The 17,414-nt window shown below is 60.7% G+C and carries 16 protein-coding genes; 1 reads left to right on the top strand and 15 read right to left on the bottom strand.

Features of this window, described 5'->3' with window-relative positions:
• The first annotated feature begins 113 nt into the window (after positions 1-113).
• Complete coding sequence (locus HV711_RS18200; protein ID WP_035480399.1) at positions 114-911, top strand: transporter substrate-binding domain-containing protein; 798 nt, start codon at positions 114-116, stop codon at positions 909-911.
• Positions 912-1,809: 898 nt separating this feature from the next.
• Here the strand turns inward: HV711_RS18200 and HV711_RS18195 are convergent.
• The 15 genes from HV711_RS18195 to HV711_RS18125 all read right to left on the bottom strand — a co-directional run bounded on the left by HV711_RS18195 (position 1,810) and on the right by HV711_RS18125 (position 17,410).
• The gene (locus HV711_RS18195; protein WP_035480398.1) at positions 1,810-3,540 is read right to left on the bottom strand and encodes an AMP-binding protein; all 1,731 of its coding nucleotides are present in this window, start codon (positions 3,538-3,540) and stop codon (positions 1,810-1,812) included.
• A 277-nt stretch (positions 3,541-3,817) separates the two neighbouring features.
• On the bottom strand, positions 3,818-4,243 hold the full coding sequence (locus HV711_RS18190) for a F0F1 ATP synthase subunit epsilon (protein ID WP_013340935.1): 426 nt from the start codon (positions 4,241-4,243) through the stop codon (positions 3,818-3,820).
• A 154-nt stretch (positions 4,244-4,397) separates the two neighbouring features.
• A complete protein-coding gene (gene atpD / locus HV711_RS18185) occupies positions 4,398-5,792 on the bottom strand; it encodes a F0F1 ATP synthase subunit beta (RefSeq protein ID WP_013340936.1) in 1,395 nt (464 codons plus the stop codon).
• 125 nt (positions 5,793-5,917) lie between these two features.
• Complete coding sequence (gene atpG / locus HV711_RS18180) at positions 5,918-6,802, bottom strand: F0F1 ATP synthase subunit gamma (protein WP_013340937.1); 885 nt, start codon at positions 6,800-6,802, stop codon at positions 5,918-5,920.
• Positions 6,803-6,939: 137 nt separating this feature from the next.
• A complete protein-coding gene (gene atpA, locus HV711_RS18175; RefSeq protein WP_015004083.1) occupies positions 6,940-8,481 on the bottom strand; it encodes a F0F1 ATP synthase subunit alpha in 1,542 nt (513 codons plus the stop codon).
• 55 nt (positions 8,482-8,536) lie between these two features.
• On the bottom strand, positions 8,537-9,076 hold the full coding sequence (locus tag HV711_RS18170; protein ID WP_013590055.1) for a F0F1 ATP synthase subunit delta: 540 nt from the start codon (positions 9,074-9,076) through the stop codon (positions 8,537-8,539).
• Between the two features lie 2 nt (positions 9,077-9,078).
• Positions 9,079-9,549, bottom strand: coding sequence for a F0F1 ATP synthase subunit B (locus HV711_RS18165; RefSeq protein WP_006050845.1), 471 nt, complete (start codon positions 9,547-9,549; stop codon positions 9,079-9,081).
• Between the two features lie 135 nt (positions 9,550-9,684).
• Positions 9,685-9,954 carry a F0F1 ATP synthase subunit C gene (atpE, locus tag HV711_RS18160; RefSeq protein ID WP_007180033.1) on the bottom strand — a complete coding sequence of 90 codons (270 nt, stop codon included), beginning with the start codon at positions 9,952-9,954 and terminating at the stop codon, positions 9,685-9,687.
• Between the two features lie 82 nt (positions 9,955-10,036).
• The gene (atpB, locus tag HV711_RS18155; protein WP_015004084.1) at positions 10,037-10,888 is read right to left on the bottom strand and encodes a F0F1 ATP synthase subunit A; all 852 of its coding nucleotides are present in this window, start codon (positions 10,886-10,888) and stop codon (positions 10,037-10,039) included.
• A gap of 156 nt (positions 10,889-11,044) precedes the next feature.
• Positions 11,045-11,587 (bottom strand): ATP synthase subunit I, encoded by a 543-nt coding sequence (locus HV711_RS18150; protein WP_028361425.1) that lies wholly within the window; start codon positions 11,585-11,587, stop codon positions 11,045-11,047.
• Between the two features lie 494 nt (positions 11,588-12,081).
• Positions 12,082-12,969 (bottom strand): ParB/RepB/Spo0J family partition protein, encoded by an 888-nt coding sequence (locus HV711_RS18145; protein WP_013590057.1) that lies wholly within the window; start codon positions 12,967-12,969, stop codon positions 12,082-12,084.
• An 18-nt stretch (positions 12,970-12,987) separates the two neighbouring features.
• Positions 12,988-13,779, bottom strand: coding sequence for a ParA family protein (locus HV711_RS18140; RefSeq protein ID WP_013590058.1), 792 nt, complete (start codon positions 13,777-13,779; stop codon positions 12,988-12,990).
• 43 nt (positions 13,780-13,822) lie between these two features.
• Positions 13,823-14,539: a 16S rRNA (guanine(527)-N(7))-methyltransferase RsmG gene (gene rsmG, locus HV711_RS18135; protein WP_035480397.1), complete on the bottom strand. Its 717-nt coding sequence runs from the start codon at positions 14,537-14,539 to the stop codon at positions 13,823-13,825.
• Complete coding sequence (gene mnmG / locus HV711_RS18130; RefSeq protein WP_035480396.1) at positions 14,536-16,494, bottom strand: tRNA uridine-5-carboxymethylaminomethyl(34) synthesis enzyme MnmG; 1,959 nt, start codon at positions 16,492-16,494, stop codon at positions 14,536-14,538. The genes rsmG and mnmG overlap by 4 nt, the downstream gene beginning before the upstream one ends.
• 163 nt (positions 16,495-16,657) lie before the next feature.
• Positions 16,658-17,410, bottom strand: a complete 753-nt coding sequence (locus tag HV711_RS18125; RefSeq protein ID WP_013590061.1) for an ABC transporter ATP-binding protein — start codon at positions 17,408-17,410, stop codon at positions 16,658-16,660.
• Between the last annotated feature and the right edge of the window lie 4 nt (positions 17,411-17,414).

Here is a 17,414-nt window from a genome sequence, read left to right as displayed (position 1 = left end):
ATTGTCCGCAGGCCCGCGCCTTAAGGCAACCTGGCCGAATGGCCGATGTTCAACGGTGAATTGCCGGGCTATCATCCGACGAACTTACACAACAACGCATACCAAGGAGACTTATGAAGAAGGTTGCACTTGCACTGCTCGGCGCGCTGACGGGCATTCTGATCCACAGCGGCGCGGCACAGGCGCAGGCGTCCGGAACAGCAGCAACGGCGTCGCGGCTCGACGAGATTCTCGCTCGCGGCACGTTGCGCGCCTGCACCACAGGGGACTACAAGCCGTATTCGTTTTACAAGGCGGATGGGCAATTCGAAGGCATCGATATCGACATGACGGAGTCGCTCGCCAAGTCGCTCGGCGTCAAGGCGGAGTACATCAAGACTTCGTGGCCGAATCTGATGAACGATTTCGTCGCCAAGTGCGACATCGGAGTCGGCGGGGTGTCACCCACGCTCGAGCGGCAAAAGCGCGCATTCTTCACGCAGGCGTATATGGTCGACGGCAAGACGCCGATTGTCCGCTGTGACGACGTCAACAAATACCAGACGGTGGCGCAGATCGACCAGCCCGCCACGCGCGTCATTGTGAATCCCGGCGGCACCAACGAACGGTTCGCGAAGCAATTCTTCACGCACGCGAACGTGACCGTCTATCCTGATAACGTGACGATCTTCAAGCAGATCCTCGCCGGCAAGGCGGATGTGATGGTGACCGACGCGTCGGAAACCCTGCTGCAGCAAAAGCTTAATCCAGGCCTTTGCTCGGTCCACCCCGACAAGCCGTTCCAGTACGGCGAGAAAGCCTGGCTGCTGCCGCGCGGCGATGTGGTGTTCCAGCAATACGTCGACCAGTGGCTTCACCTGGCCCGAGCCACCGGCGAATATCAGGCAGTGTCGGATAAGTGGTTGAAGTGAACCGAGCCTTGGGGCCGCGGGCATTCCTGAAGCGTTGAGGGGCTCAGGCAGACTCGCGGCTGCGCGGAGGGACTCCGTCGGCTGCATTGTGTAACGCAGGCAGGCGCGTTCAGGCATCGGCTCAGCGGAGATGAATTTTTTCGCCGAGCGGTGAACGGGCCCTCTTCGGAGCGCGATTCGCACGGTAGTTGTTGCACCGCATTCGGGCTTCTGCACCCGCACGGGGAAAAGCCGGCAGCGCTCGAAGCAGTTGTAACAGCAGCGCTCTATTGTCAGAAAGATGACGACGCAACCATTTCATGCGGAATCGACTTAACAGTTTATGCGGCGCTATGCTTCGCGAATATCATTAAACGGGCGTATTAAATTGCCAAGCAGTCATAGGTAAAACTTGCGGATTTAACGTTTCCTTTCCGCAATAAATCCCGCAGCGCCTTATCCGGCGGGCGTTACAACCTGAAACACTTTGTTACGGCGCTCCTGAGTTAATTCGCCCACAATGCCCTCAACGGTTTCAACACGGATGTGGCTGGGTGCGTGGTGTGAGCGGATACGATGCACTTGCCGGTCGGCGTATGCCGAAGCCCTGTGAAGGGGCATCCCTGCTGGGGCCGTAGTCGACGGCGGGTCGTCGTCTCAGTCGGTTCCTACTTTGGTCTCCTCGCGCTAACCCCGTAGCGTGTGGTTTTTAGCGGGCTCCAGGCCCGCTTTTTTTTCGTCTTGCCAAACGTTTGCGCAGTGCAAAATGGCATCTTTTAGGTGCAATTAGGCGTGTTTTGACGTTTGGCCGTGTGTGAATTTCGTCCCGGAATGAGACGAGTGAATAACAAGGGCTGCCTGAGGGCAGCCCTTTGTTTGTCGATTATTGAACCGCCCTGGCTTTCTCGCGCCGCGTGGGTCAGGCGGTCTTGCCTTCCTGTAGCCGGAGTTCGTTGATCATGCGCTCGCGCATGACGAACTTCTGCACTTTGCCGGTTACCGTCATCGGCAGTTCGTCGACGAAGCGGATGTACCTTGGCACTTTGTAGTGGGCGATCTGCCCTTGGCAGAACTGCTGGATTTCCTCCGCTGTCGCCTGTTCGCCCGAGCGCAGCACCACCCAGGCGCACACTTCTTCGCCGTACTTTGCGTCGGGCACGCCGAACACCTGCACGCTCTGAATCTTCGGGTGGCGAAACAGGAATTCCTCGATCTCGCGCGGATAGATGTTCTCGCCACCGCGAATCAGCATGTCCTTCAGACGGCCGACGATGTTGCAATAGCCTTCGGCGTCGATTGTCGCGAGATCGCCGGTGTGCATCCAGCCGTCTACTATGCTCTCGCGCGTTTTTTCCTCGTCGCCCCAATAGCCCTGCATCACCGAATAGCCGCGCGTGCAAAGCTCGCCTGTTTCGCCCACCGGCACGATATTGCCGAGCGGATCAATGATCTTGACCTCCAGATGCGGCTGGATCCGGCCGACCGTCGTGGTGCGCTTGTCGAGCGGATCGGTGGTCGAACTCTGAAACGACACCGGGCTTGTCTCGGTCATGCCGTAGGCAATCGTGATCTCGCTAAGATGCATTGTGGAGACGACCTTTTTCATCGTCTCGATAGGACAGGGCGATCCTGCCATGATGCCCGTGCGCAAACGCGACAGATCGTATGAAGCGAAGTTCGGATGGTCGAGCTCCGCGATGAACATAGTGGGCACGCCGTGCAAGGCCGTGCACTGCTCCTCGGCGACGGCAGCGAGCGTCGCCGCGGGGTCAAAGGCCTCACCCGGAAACACCATGTTGGCGCCCACCGAAACGCAGGCCAAAACGGCGAGCACCATCCCAAAGCAGTGATAAAGCGGCACCGGAATGCACAGCGCGTCGTGCTCGCTCAGATTCATGGCCATCGCGATATAGCGCGCGTTGTTTACCACGTTGCTATGGGTGAGCGTCGCGCCCTTCGGATTGCCGGTCGTGCCGCTGGTGAACTGAATGTTGATCGCCTCGTGGCAGGACAGCGTGTTGCCGATTTCATCGAGCCTGGCCACGTCGAGCGTGGCGCGCCCTTGCTCGATCACGTCGGAGAAGCTGAGCATTCCCGGCGTGTCGGTGTCGCACATGCGGATCACATAGCGCAAGGCCGGCAAGCGTGCGGCGCGCAGTTGGCCGGGCGCTTGTGTAGCGAGCTCAGGCGCGAGTTGCTGCAGCATTTCCAGATACATCGACGTCTTGAAACGCTCCGCCGCGACAATCGCCTTGCAGCCGACCTTATTCAGCGCGTACTCGAGCTCGGCCAGCCGATATGCCGGATTGATGTTCACGAGCACGGCGCCGATGCGGGCGGTCGCAAACTGCGTCAGCAGCCATTCGATGCGATTGGGCGACCAAATCCCGACGCGGTCGCCCTTCGCGATGCCCAGCGCCAGAAACCCGGCCGCCAGCACATCGACTTCTTCGGCGAACTCCTTCCATGTCCAGCGAATTTGCTGCTCGCGGAACACCACCGCGGGCCGGTCCGGGAAACGTCCAGCCGTCTCTCGCAGAAATTCGCCGATCGTCGCCTGGCTCAGCGGAATGTCTGTCGATCCGCGGACATACGAGAGCCCGTTTTTTGGCTCGATGATTGCGCCTTCGCCTGACACTTGCGTTGCCATGGTGTTGTCTCCGTGAGCAGATCGCCCTATTGAAATGAGTTTGAAACCGATTGTGCCACCGGCGCGCGCCCACCCGGCATCAAGTCTTACCCGCAGCGGATCGGCGCCCGCGGGCGGCTGGGTGTGGCCGCGATTGAGGCGCCGCGGGTGCTGCCGTGAAGGCCTCCCCCGAAGCCGCCAATGACGGACATCCAATGTCGCTGACCTTTCCGTAAACGTCAACACGAGGTCAAAAAAAAGCAGCCACGCGGGCTGCTTTCTCTCTAATACCGGCTGCTTAATTCTGACTGCGCAGCTTACGCAGACGCTGGATTGCAGCGAGCTGAGCCGTCGCGTACGCCAGTTCCGCCTGCGCGGTCGCGTATTCGAGGTTCGAGCCCGTGTTTTGCAGCGCTTCTTCAGCACGCTTGCGCGCGTCTTCAGCCTTGGCTTCGTCGAGATCCTTGCCGCGGATGGCCGTGTCGGCGAGAACCGTCACTGCGCCCGGCTGGATTTCGAGGATGCCGCCGGCGACGAACACAAACTCTTCTTCGCCGTTTTCAGCTTCAATACGCACCGCGCCCGGCCGGATCCGCGTGATGAGCGGCGTGTGGCCCGGCAGAATGCCGAGTTCACCTGCTTCGCCCGGCAGCGCGACGAACTTCGCCTGGCCCGAGAAGATCTGCTCTTCCGCGCTGACGACGTCTACTTTAATGGTTGCCATATGTGTCGACTCCTGTGGCGACCAGAGTTAGGGCTTGCGCCTGGCTCTCGTCGCATGCAAGGCTGGGTTTAGCGTAATGAAGACGCCAGCCAGGGAAAACCACCGTTGAGGCAGCTCTCACGCGCGCCAGCGCCTTCTTCGTTACACCCGACCTTTACTGGATCTTCTTGGCCTTTTCGAAGGCTTCGTCGATCGTGCCGACCATGTAGAACGCTTGTTCCGGCAGGTGGTCGCACTCGCCTTCAACGATCATCTTGAAGCCGCGGATCGTTTCCTTCAGCGGAACGTACTTGCCCGGCGAGCCCGTGAACACTTCAGCAACGTGGAACGGCTGCGACAGGAAACGCTGGATCTTACGAGCGCGCGCCACGGCGAGCTTGTCTTCCGGCGCCAGTTCGTCCATGCCCAGAATCGCGATAATGTCGCGCAGTTCCTTGTAGCGCTGCAGCGTTTGCTGCACGCCGCGCGTGATCGAGTAGTGCTCTTCGCCGATCACGTTCGGGTCGATCTGACGCGAGGTCGAGTCGAGCGGGTCCACTGCCGGGTAGATACCCAGCGAAGCGATGTCACGCGACAACACGACGGTTGCGTCCAGGTGGCCGAACGTCGTAGCCGGCGACGGGTCGGTCAAGTCGTCCGCAGGGACGTACACGGCCTGAACCGACGTGATCGAGCCGGTCTTGGTCGACGTAATACGCTCTTGCAGCTTGCCCATTTCTTCAGCCAGCGTCGGCTGATAGCCCACTGCCGACGGCATACGGCCGAGCAGTGCCGACACTTCGGTACCGGCCAGCGTGAAACGGTAGATGTTGTCGACGAAGAACAGCACGTCGAGGCCTTCGTCACGGAAATGCTCGGCCATCGTGAGGCCGGTCAGCGCGACGCGCAGACGGTTGCCCGGCGGCTCGTTCATCTGGCCGTACACCAGCGCGACCTTGTCGAGAACGTTCGAGTCCTTCATTTCGTGATAGAAGTCGTTCCCTTCGCGGGTACGCTCGCCAACACCGGCGAACACGGAGTAACCACCGTGTTCCTTCGCGATGTTGTTGATCAGTTCCATCATGTTCACGGTCTTGCCCACGCCGGCGCCACCGAACAGACCCACCTTGCCGCCCTTTGCGAACGGGCAGATCAGGTCGATAACCTTGATGCCGGTTTCGAGCAGTTCCGTCGACGGCGACAGTTCGTCGAACGCCGGCGCCTTCTGGTGGATCGAGCGCATGTTGTCGCTTGCGATCGGGCCAGCTTCGTCGATCGGACGACCGAGCACGTCCATGATACGGCCGAGCGTCGGCTTGCCGACCGGCACGCTGATCGGCTTGCCGGTGTTCTTCACGACCGTGCCGCGGCGCAGGCCGTCCGATGCACCCAGACAGATGGTACGGACGACGCCGTCGCCCAGCTGTTGCTGGACTTCGAGGGTCAGTTCCGAACCTTCCAGAATGAGCGCGTCGTAAACTTTCGGCATGTCCGAACGCGGGAATTCCACGTCGATCACCGCGCCGATGCACTGTACGATCTTGCCTTCTACCAAAGCAGTAGTACTCATCGCTTTTCCTTTAGATACTCAATTCTTCACTCGCGCAAAGGCGCTGTTTCGATGGGATCGCCCAGACCGTTGCCCAGACGGTGCGCCACCCGGGCGCACACGAAGCGGCGTGCCTGACCTGAAGGTCAGACTGCCGCCGCGCCACCGACGATTTCCGACAGTTCTTTCGTAATCGCGGCCTGACGGCTCTTGTTGTACACAAGCTGCAGTTCGTTGATGACCGACTTCGCATTGTCCGAAGCGGCCTTCATTGCGACCATGCGGGCCGATTGCTCCGATGCCATGTTTTCCGCGACGGCCTGATAGACCAGCGCTTCGACATAACGCACCAGCAGTTCGTCCACCACTGCCTGAGCGTCCGGCTCGTAGATGTAGTCCCACTGGGTGCTCGGCGTCGCGCCCTGCTCTTCCTTGCGCTCGAACTGATCTGCCGCGAGCGGCAGCAGTTGCTCGATCACCGGCTCCTGCTTCATCGTATTGACGAAGCGCGTGTATGCGAGATACACCGCCGAAACCTTGCCTTCCGAGTACAGGTCGAGCTGCACCTTCACCGCGCCGATCAGCTTTTCAAGATGCGGCGTATCGCCCAGATGCACGACATTCGACACCACCTTGGCGCGCAAGCGGTTCAGGAAACCCAGACCCTTGGTGCCGATCGCGGTTGCCTCGATCGTCTTGCCCTGGCCTTCCAGTTCCTTGAACTTCTGCAGCGCCGCACGCAGCACGTTGGTGTTCATGCCACCGCACAGACCTTTGTCGGTCGTGACGAGGATGATGCCCGCCGTCTTCGCGCCTTCGTTCGACACCATGAACGGGTGACGATACTCGGGGTTCGCACGGCTCATGTGTGCAGCGATATCGCGGACCTTGTCGGCATACGGGCGAGCAGCGCGCATGCGCTCCTGAGCGCGGCGCATCTTCGATGCGGCCACCATCTCCATCGCTTTCGTGATCTTTCGCGTGTTTTGCACGCTCTTGATCTTGCCGCGAATTTCCTTCATTCCAGCCATTGCTTGCTCCTTGTCGGCCCGGATTTGCGCTGGCGCTCACCCGGGACCCATGCAAAGCGACCGAAGCCGCGCGGGAGCATTCGCATGCAGCCCGCGCCGCTTCAAGGTCCGTTTATGCCTTGCGGATCACTCGCGGATCAGTAAGCGCCGGACTTCTTGAAGTCTTTGAGAGCCGTGTGCAGCAGGCCTTCGTCGTCCTTCGAGAGTTCCTTGTTGTCTTCGATGCGCTTGACCAGGTCAGCGTGGCTCGACTTCAGATATTCGCGCAAGCCCTTTTCGAACGGCAGCACTTGCGACACTTCCAGATCGTCGAGGTAACCGTTGTTCGCAGCGAACAGCGAGATAGCCAGCTCCCACACTTGCAGCGGCTGATATTGCGGCTGCTTCAGCAGTTCCGTCACGCGGCGGCCGCGCTCCAGCTGCTTGCGGGTTGCTTCGTCGAGGTCCGATGCGAACTGGGCGAACGCTGCCAGCTCACGATACTGCGCGAGGTCGGTACGGATACCGCCCGACAGCTTCTTCACGACCTTCGTCTGAGCCGCACCACCGACGCGCGACACCGACACGCCGGCGTTAATTGCCGGGCGGATACCTGCGTTGAAGAGGTCGGTTTCCAGGAAGATCTGGCCGTCCGTAATCGAGATCACGTTCGTCGGAACGAATGCGGTCACGTCGCCTGCCTGCGTTTCAATGACCGGCAGCGCCGTCAGCGAACCGCTCTTGCCCTTCACTTCACCGTTGGTGAACTTCTCGACGTACTCTTCCGAGACGCGAGCAGCACGTTCCAACAGACGCGAGTGCAGATAGAACACGTCGCCCGGATAGGCTTCACGGCCCGGCGGGCGGCGCAGCAGCAGCGAGATCTGACGGTATGCCCAAGCCTGCTTGGTCAAGTCGTCATAAACGATCAGCGCGTCCTGGCCGCGGTCGCGGAAGTATTCGCCCATCGTGCAGCCGGCGTACGGTGCCAGGTATTGCATGGCAGCCGATTCCGAAGCCGAAGCCGCGACGACGATCGTGTATTCCAGCGCGCCCGTTTCTTCGAGCTTGCGGACCACGTTCATGATCGACGAAGCCTTCTGGCCGATCGCAACGTAGATACAGAAGAGGTTCTTGCCCTTCTGGTTGATGATCGCGTCGACTGCGACTGCCGTCTTGCCGCACTGACGGTCGCCGATGATCAGCTCACGCTGGCCACGGCCGACCGGCACCATCGCATCAATCGACTTCAGACCGGTCTGGACCGGTTCCGAAACCGACTTACGCCAGATCACGCCCGGAGCGATCTTTTCGATTGCGTCGGTCTTCTTGGCATTGATCGGGCCCTTGCCGTCGATCGGGTTGCCCAGTGCATCGACCACGCGGCCGAGCAGTTCCGGTCCCACCGGCACTTCCAGAATGCGGCCCGTCGTCTTGACGATGTCGCCTTCCGAAATGTGCTCGTACTCACCCAGAATCACGGCGCCGACCGAGTCGCGCTCGAGGTTCAGTGCGAGGCCGAACGTGTTGCCCGGGAATTCGAGCATTTCGCCCTGCATCACTTCCGACAGACCGTGAATACGCACGATGCCGTCGGTCACGGAGATCACGGTGCCCTGGTTGCGAACGTCTGCGCTCGCTTCAAGGCCCTGGATCCGGCTCTTGATCAGCTCGCTGATCTCAGAGGGATTGAGTTGCATTATTCGCTCCTGATAGTCAATTCTGTTGCGTGCCAGCCGCCTGGCGCGAGGCGCTTCAGGCCGTCAGAGCCGTTTGCATGCTGGCAAGCCGCGCGCGGACCGAGGTATCGAGCACTTCGTCGCCGACCGTCACGCGCACGCCGCCGATCAGCGACGAGTCGACCTCGACCGTCGGCTTCAGCTTGCGTTTGAACTTGCGTTCGAGACTTGCGACGAGGTCGTTCAACTGCGCGCCTTCGAGCGGGAATGCGCTGACAATCAGCACATCGGCCGCCCCTTCGCGGGCGTTCTTCAACTCTTCGAACTGCGCGGCGATTTCCGGCAGCAATTGCAGGCGATGGTTGTCCACCAGCATTTGCACCAGATTCTTCGCTTGCGCGTTGTCCTTGAGCGGCGACTTGACCGCAGCCAGCAGCAGTTCGCTGATCTGGGCGCGGCTTACTTTCGGGCTCGAGGCGATCGACAGCACTTCGGGCAGACGCGCAACCTGTGCCAGCTCCTGCACGAGCGTGGACCAGGCGGCGATGTCACCAGCTTCGGCCACGCCAAACAGCGCTTCTGCGTACGGACGGGCGATGGTTGCAAGTTCGGCCATGATCAGAGCTCGGCTTTCAGTTGATTCAGCAGGTCAGCGTGTGCTGCCTGGTCGACTTCGCGCTTCAGGATCTGTTCAGCGCCCTTCACTGCCAGTGCAGCGACTTCGCCGCGCAGCGTTTCGCGCGCCTTCACGACTTGCTGCTCTGCGTCAGCCTTCGCTTGCGCGATGATGCGGGCGGCTTCGGCTTGCGCCTGAGCCTTGATTTCGTCAGCGACGGCGACAGCGCGCTTTTCTGCGTCAGCAATACGTTGCTGACCGTCATTGCGTGCCTGGGCGAGTTCCTGGTCGACGCGCTTGTGAGCGGCTTCCAGTTCAGCCTTGCCCTTTTCAGCGGCAGACAAACCGTCAGCGATCTTCTTCGAGCGCTCGTCGAGGGCGTTGATCAGCGGCGGCCACACGAACTTCATCGTGAACCACGCGAGGATCAGGAACACGACCATTTGCGCAAACAGGGTTGCGTTGAGATTCACGGTGTTTCCTTAAACGTTGCTAGTTCGGAAAGTGAAACGGCAAGGCGCTCATCGATTCAGTGCTCGATCAGCGCCCAAGTGCCCGTTCCGCCCTGCGCCTTTAGTTATAGCTCAGGCGCAAACTTCCGAGGAACCTCAGCCTGCCAGCTTCGACAGCAGCGGGTTCGCGAACGCAAACAGCATTGCCACACCAACGCCAATCAGGAACGCCGCATCGATCAGACCAGCCAGCAGGAACATCTTGGTTTGCAGCGGGTTCATCAGTTCCGGCTGACGAGCACATGCTTCGATGTACTTGCCGCCCATCAGGCCGATACCGATACAGGCGCCGATTGCACCCAGGCCGATGATGATGCCGATACCGATGGCGGTCAGACCCTGGATGTTGGCGATGAAAGCTTGCATGATCACTCCTTTGTGAAAAGTCTTTTAGAACTGGTTGGAACTGAGATTTAAAAAACTACGATTCTTTCTACGACAGCGCGGGTTAGTGCGTGTCGTGTGCCTGGCCGATGTACACCAGCGTCAGCATCATGAAAATGAACGCCTGCAGCAGAACGATCAGGATGTGGAAGATTGCCCACACGCTGCCGGCGATCACGTGGCCGATGAAGCCAAGCACCGTCGTGTCCGCGCCGAAGCTCCAGATGCTGCCGAGCAGGGCAATCAGCAGGAACAACAGTTCGCCCGCGTACATGTTGCCGAACAGCCGCATGCCGAGCGAGACCGTCTTCGCGACGAACTCGATGATGTTCAGTGCAAGGTTCGGGATCCACAGCAGCGGATGCGCGCCGAACGGAGCGGACAGCAGTTCGTGCACGAAGCCGCCGGCGCCCTTGATCTTGAAGTTGTAGTAAATCATCAGCGCGAACACACCGAGCGCGATGCCGATCGTGCCGTTCAGGTCGGCAGTCGGGACGATACGGTGGTGCGGGATGGCTTCGGACAGGCCCAGCCAGCCAATGACATGGCCCGGCAGGTCGACGGGGATAAAGTCGAGCGAGTTCATGAGCGCCACCCAGACGAAGACCGTCAGGGCCAGCGGTGCGATGAAAGTGCGCGTGCCGTGGATCATCGACTTCGATTGATCCTCGACCATTTCGACCAGCATTTCGATCGCGCACTGGAAACGGCCGGGCACGCCGGACGTTGCCTTGCGGGCAGCGAGATGCAGGATGATGATGGTGGCCAGACCGCAAACGATCGACCAGAAAAGGGTGTCCAGATTCCACACGTGGATGTCGAAAATCGACGTCTGGTGCGCGGTGGAAAAGTTCTGCAAGTGGTGCGCGATGTACTCGGACGGATCCATTGCGCGCGTGCCTTCGCTAGCTGCCATATCGTTAAAGCCACCCAAATTGTCGAAAATCGTCTTAGGCCGCTCCCGCTGCAATGCTCTATTGCGGGAACGCGCCGGGTGCGGACCGTGTCATATCCGCACACTTTCACCGGCGCTATGCGCCGGCTTTAAATCTTGGTGTTACCTGCTGCATCCTCAGCGCCAGGCCAAGGCAATCCAGTACGTCTTGAGCGCGACGAGATAGGTCACGAGCAGCGGAACCCAGCGTACGTCGTGATACCAGAAGGCGATGGCTACAAACATCGCAATCGTGGCGCCCATCTTCAGCGCTTCGCCGAGCACCCAGCTCATTACTGTTTCGGCGCCGCTCAGCGTTCTCAGCCGTGCCGCGAACAATGCGCCCGGCAACCAGCAGATCGCTCCCCCCAGGAACGCGGACAGCGCAGCAGCGCCCGGCGGCTTATAGAACAGCCACCACACCAACGTTGCAACCAGGGACAAAACCATTTGCGCTGCCACAACCTTGAACGGCGTAACGCGCGATGGACGACTCACATTCGGACCAAACAGCTTTTCGGCCTCGGCCCGGGTGAGCGGAACGATATTGTTATCTTGCTCGGCGTCCCAGGATTCTTCGCGCGCGGCTGACTGAGCGGTGGAGGCATCCGGAACGGTGCGCTCATCGCGGTGTTCGTCGCGCCCATTTTTTGGCGCTTGATTCGACGCTTTGACCGCCATCGCAGTGTTCCGAAAGTCTCGTTCCGATCAGCGGGCTTTCGCTGCGCTTACGGGGTTGCCGTGCAATTAAATCCGGGCGATTGTAAGCGATAGTTGCAGGCAATTCAAGACTTTAGGCCGTTCAATAAACAGTGCGAAACGACGCTTCGCGATGCGGAAAAGGCTTCATCGTCGACGGCAAGACGTCAACTGTAAGGCTGTCGGGGAGAGGCAAAACATGTGCGCAAACTGACAAGTTTTTGTCTCGCGGCCAGGCGCGACAATCGTTGCAACGGACGTCTCGAAAATGCAACAAACGCCGGTTGGGCATTTACTTCCGCGCTGCCGGCCGCCTCTTTTGCGGCGCACACTCACACGCAGACACGCCCTGCCCTTCGTTCGAGCTGAAAGCGTGTCATGTGGCCATAACAGATAGTTAGGATTCCGTGGCAATCTCGACAGGCAGACGATTTTTCCTGCACCGCCTGGTCGATGAGTCTGCAACGATCTGCGTGCTAGGCAGTAGCATTCCCGCGCAAGCGCACCAGAATGCCTTCCAGCGCATCCAGATCGCCGAAGTCGACGAGGACCTGGCCGCGGCCGCGCCGGCCGAGCTTGATCTTCACGGTCGCCGCAAGCAGGTCGGACAACTCCTCCTCGAGGCGCCGCGTGTCCCGCCCGCCGTCCGGATTGGCACGCGCCTTCACGGCCGGTGCGGCCTTCGTGGTCGCCGTCACCAGTTTCTCGGTTTCGCGCACCGACATCCGCTTGTTGACGACCTGATTCGCCAGCGTGATCTGCGTCGCGGCATCGACGGCGAGCAATGCTCGCGCGTGGCCCATATCGAGGTCGCCGGCGAGCAGCATCGTCTGAACCGGCGTAGCGAGGTTCAGGAGACGCAGTAGATTCGACACCGCACTGCGCGAGCGGCCGACCGACTCCGCCGCCTGCTCGTGCGTGAAATTGAACTCGTCGAGCAAACGCTGGATGCCCTGCGCCTCTTCCAGCGGATTCAGATCTTCGCGCTGAATGTTCTCGATCAGCGCCATCGCGGCTGCAGCCTGGTCGGGCACGTCCTTCACCAGTACAGGCACCTCTTCGAGGCCGGCGAGGCGCGCCGCGCGAAAACGCCGCTCGCCCGCGATGATTTCATATTTATCCGCCGAGACCGGCCGCACGAGGATCGGTTGCATCAGTCCTTGAGCGCGGATGCTGGCTGCCAGCTCCTGCAAGGCGCCCTCGTCCATCCGCGTGCGCGGCTGATACTTGCCGGCCTGCATCTTTGATAGAGGCAACACGTTCGGGGCGCCTTCTATCGCCACCGCTTCCGTGATGTCGGCGCTGCCGCCGAGCAATGCTTCCAGGCCGCGTCCCAATCCCTTCTTTCGTGCTACTGCATTCATCGTGCTTCCTCGATCCGCTTAGGATGCCTGGGGCGCGTCGCTCAGCGCGCGCACCCGTTCAATCATTTCCGCGCCGAACTGGACATAGGCCTGCGCGCCGCGCGACGCCCTGTCGAAGACCACGCCCGGCAATCCATAACTCGGCGCTTCGGCGAGCCGCACATTGCGCGGAATAACCGCGTCGAACACCTTGTCGCCGAAATGCTCTTTCAATTGATCCGAGACTTGCTGCTGCAAAGTGATGCGCGGGTCGAACATGACGCGCAACAAACCAATCACCTTCAGGTCGCGATTCAGATTCGCGTGCACCTGTTTGATCGTATTGACGAGATCGGACAACCCCTCGAGCGCGAAGTACTCGCACTGCATCGGGATGACGACGCCGTGCGCGGCGCAAAGGCCGTTGAGCGTCAGCAGCGACAGAGCCGGCGGGCAGTCGATCAGCACAAAGTCGTACTCGCTTTCGACCGCGGCAAGGGCGGCCTTCAGCTGACGCTCACGGTTTTGCACGCTGACCAGTTCCACTTCGGCGCCGGCAAGTTCACGGTTGGCCGGCAGTACGTCGTAGCCAACCGCTTCGGGACGCATCCGTGCCTCGGCTACCGAGACGCCGTCCACCAGCACCTCATAGACGGTGTTGGTGCACGCGGCCTTGTCGATGCCGCTGCCCATGGTGGCGTTGCCCTGGGGGTCCAGATCGATGAGAAGGACCCGCTGTCCCTGCGCTGCCAGGCTGGCCGCCAGATTGACTGTCGTCGTCGTCTTGCCGACGCCGCCTTTCTGGTTCGCAACGCAGAAGATTTTTGCCATCGTTGGAATGTCCCTTTTGCTGCTTGAAGATGTAATTACGTGGTCAACCGTGAAGCGGTGAATGTGACTGCGCCGCCTGGCGGGCCTCGTCCACAAGAACCGTGACAAGATGGCGCTCGGCGTCAAGGAACGGCACATCGAGCCGCACCGTCTGCTCCACGTGGGCGCCCGCCGGCAGACGCTCGATTTCGCCGTCCGGACGCACGCCCTTCATGGCGAGAATTGCGCCGCGCTCCGCAACGAGATGACGGGCCAGTGTAACGAAATCGGCGAGTTCTGCGAATGCTCGCGAGACGATTACGTCGAACTTTGCCGACACTTCGGCGCCCGGTTGCAAAGTCTCCACGCGCCCGGTCACCACCGACAGATTGCCGAGCCCCAACTCGGCTTTGGCCTGAGCCTGAAAGGCCGTTTTCTTGTGAACGATGTCGTTCACGGTGACGGCCCAATCCGGCCGCACGATCGCCAGCACGATGCCGGGCAAACCGCCGCCCGAGCCCACGTCAAGCACGGAGCGCGGATTACGCTCGGCCAGATGCGGCACGATCGAGAGCGAGTCGAGGATGTGCTGAATCAACATTTGCCGCGGATCGCGAATGGCCGTCAGGTTGTAGACCGCGTTCCATTTGCTCAGCAAGGCGACGTAGTCGAGCAGCTTCGCCAACTGCGTATCGCTCAGCTCGAGGCCGAGCTCGCGCACGCCCTCTGCGAGAAGTTGCGCCAACGCTTCGCGGTCGCTTCCCTTCTGCTTCGTGGTCATTGGGCCGCCGGCGTTGTGTCAGCGCCCGGCTCGCCCGGCTTCGCAGGACGGCGCCCAAGCCCCCGCTTTAGGTGCACCATCAGCAACGAGATGGCTGCCGGCGTGATCCCCGAAATGCGCGAAGCCTGCCCGATCGTTTCAGGACGGTACTGCGTCAGCTTCTGACGCGCCTCGAACGACAGACCCCTCACTTCCGCATAGTCCAGACCTTCGGGCAAACGCGTACTTTCGTGCGCCTCGTTACGCTCGATCTCGCCCGCCTGGCGGTCGATATAGCCCTGATATTTGATACCGATCTCAATCTGTTCCTTGATCTGAGCCAGCAGCACTTCGTCTTCCGCCAAAATCTCGGGCGCACCACAAGCTCCACCGCGCAGCGCGCAAACGCCGTCATAGCTGACGCCCGGGCGACGCAGCAGGTCCGCCAAGCTGTACTCGTGATCGATTGGCTTGCCGAGCAAGGCGGTGGCTTCGTCGGCGGACAGGGTCTTGGGATTGACCCACGTCGTTCGCAGGCGCTCGGTTTCACGTGAAACAGCGTCGCGCTTGCGGCTGAACGCCTCCCACCGAACGTCGTCGACAACGCCGAGCTCGCGACCAATCTCCGTCAGCCGCATATCGGCGTTGTCCTCGCGCAGGCTCAATCGATACTCGGCCCGGCTCGTGAACATGCGATACGGCTCGGAGACGCCGCGTGTTACCAGATCGTCGACGAGCACCCCGAGGTACGCCTGATCACGACGCGGACACCACACCTCTTTCCCCTGAACAAACAAGCCCGCGTTGATACCGGCCAGCAACCCTTGCGCGGCAGCTTCCTCATACCCGGTCGTGCCGTTGATCTGACCTGCAAAGAACAAACCACTGATTACCTTGGTTTCCAGCGATGCCTTCAGGCCACGCGGATCGAAGTAGTCGTACTCAATTGCATAGCCGGGACGGAGGATGTGCGCGTGCTCCAGACCACGCATCGACCGCACGAGTTCGAGCTGCACGTCGAACGGCAGGCTCGTCGAGATCCCGTTCGGGTAGAACTCGTTGGTGGTCAGACCTTCCGGCTCCAGAAAGATCTGGTGCGATTCCTTCGATGCAAACCGGTGAATCTTGTCCTCGATGGAGGGACAGTAGCGCGGCCCCACCCCTTCGATCACGCCCGTATACATCGGCGAACGATCCAGTCCACCGCGGATGATGTCGTGCGTACGCTCGTTGGTGTGCGTGACCCAGCATGGCATTTGCCGCGGATGCTGCTCCGCCCGACCGAGAAACGAAAACACCGGCACCGGATCGAGATCGCCCGGCTGCTCTTCAAGCTGCGAGAAATCGATCGTGCGCCCATCAATACGCGGCGGCGTTCCGGTCTTCAAACGCCCCTGCGGAAGCTTCAACTCCTTGAGGCGCGCCGACAACGACACGGCCGCCGGATCGCCCGCGCGACCGCCCGTGTAATTGTTCAGACCTACGTGAATCTTGCCGTCCAGGAAAGTGCCCGCCGTCAGCACCACCGCACGTGCGCGGAAGCGGATTCCCACTTGGGTGACCGCGCCGACAACCCGGTCGCCTTCGACCATCAGGTCATCCACGGCCTGCTGAAACAGCCACAAGTTCGGCTGGTTCTCAAGCCGGTGACGGATAGCCTGTTTGTAAAGCAGCCGGTCGGCTTGGGCGCGCGTCGCGCGCACCGCCGGCCCTTTCGACGAATTAAGAATGCGAAACTGGATACCGCCCTCGTCCGTCGCGGCCGCCATGGCGCCGCCGAGCGCGTCGACTTCCTTAACGAGATGGCCTTTGCCAATACCGCCGATCGACGGATTGCAGCTCATCTGACCGAGCGTTTCAATGTTATGTGTCAGCAAGAGCGTTTTATTGCCCATGCGCGCGGCGGCCAAAGCGGCCTCCGTTCCGGCATGACCGCCGCCGACGACGATTACGTCAAATTCTGTGGGAAAAAGCATCGCGGACCTCACGCCAGATCATCGCGTGAGCCTTCAAAGGAAAATGTATGGGCGAATTATAACGGGTTCAGTTTTGGCACGAATTCGGCCGAATGGACTATGAACAAAAAAACGGCGTGTTTCACGTGAAACACGCCGCTTCGAACCGCCGTTCAGATCAGCTTCAGGCCGCTTTTTTCGCCAACCCGAGATATGTTTCGATCACCCGAGGATTCTGTGCCAGATCAGCCGCCTCACCTTCCAGCGCCAGCTCTCCCGTTTCCAGCACGTAGCCATAGTCCGAAATCTGCAGCGCGGCGCGGGCATTCTGCTCGATCAGGAGCGTAGCCACCCCCGTTTGACGCAGCGCGCTGATGATGTGAAAGATCTCCTTCACGATTAGCGGGGCAAGGCCCAAACTCGGCTCGTCCAGCATCAACAGATCGGGCTTGCCCATTAACGCGCGTCCGACGGCAAGCATCTGCCGTTCGCCACCCGACAAGGTGCCCGCCGCCTGCTTGCGGCGCTCCTTCAGGCGCGGAAAAAGCTCGAACACGGGCTCCATCTGATCCAGAAAATTGCGCTCGCCCGCGCGCTTGCGCCGATACGCGCCCAAGACCAGGTTGTCTTCGACGGTCATCGACGCGAACAGCTCGCGCTTCTCGGGCACCAAGCACATACCGCGGGCGACGCGTTTTTCGACGGGCACGGCGCTGACATCCTCGCCCCGATAGACGACCGCGCCCTTCGCGTGCCCCGTGGGCGGCAACGCACCCATGATCGCGTTGAGCAGCGTGGACTTGCCCGCGCCGTTCGGGCCGATCACCGACACAATTTGCCCAGCCCGTACTTTGATCGCCGCGTGATGCAGGGCTTCGACCTTGCCGTAGCGGACGGAAAGCCCGTTCACATCGAGAATCGGTGCTGTTGCATTCATGGTC

The sequence above is a fragment of the Paraburkholderia phenoliruptrix genome (assembly GCF_902859825.1).
Classification (GTDB): domain Bacteria; phylum Pseudomonadota; class Gammaproteobacteria; order Burkholderiales; family Burkholderiaceae; genus Paraburkholderia; species Paraburkholderia phenoliruptrix.
This window is presented reverse-complemented; position numbering and strand designations above follow the sequence as displayed.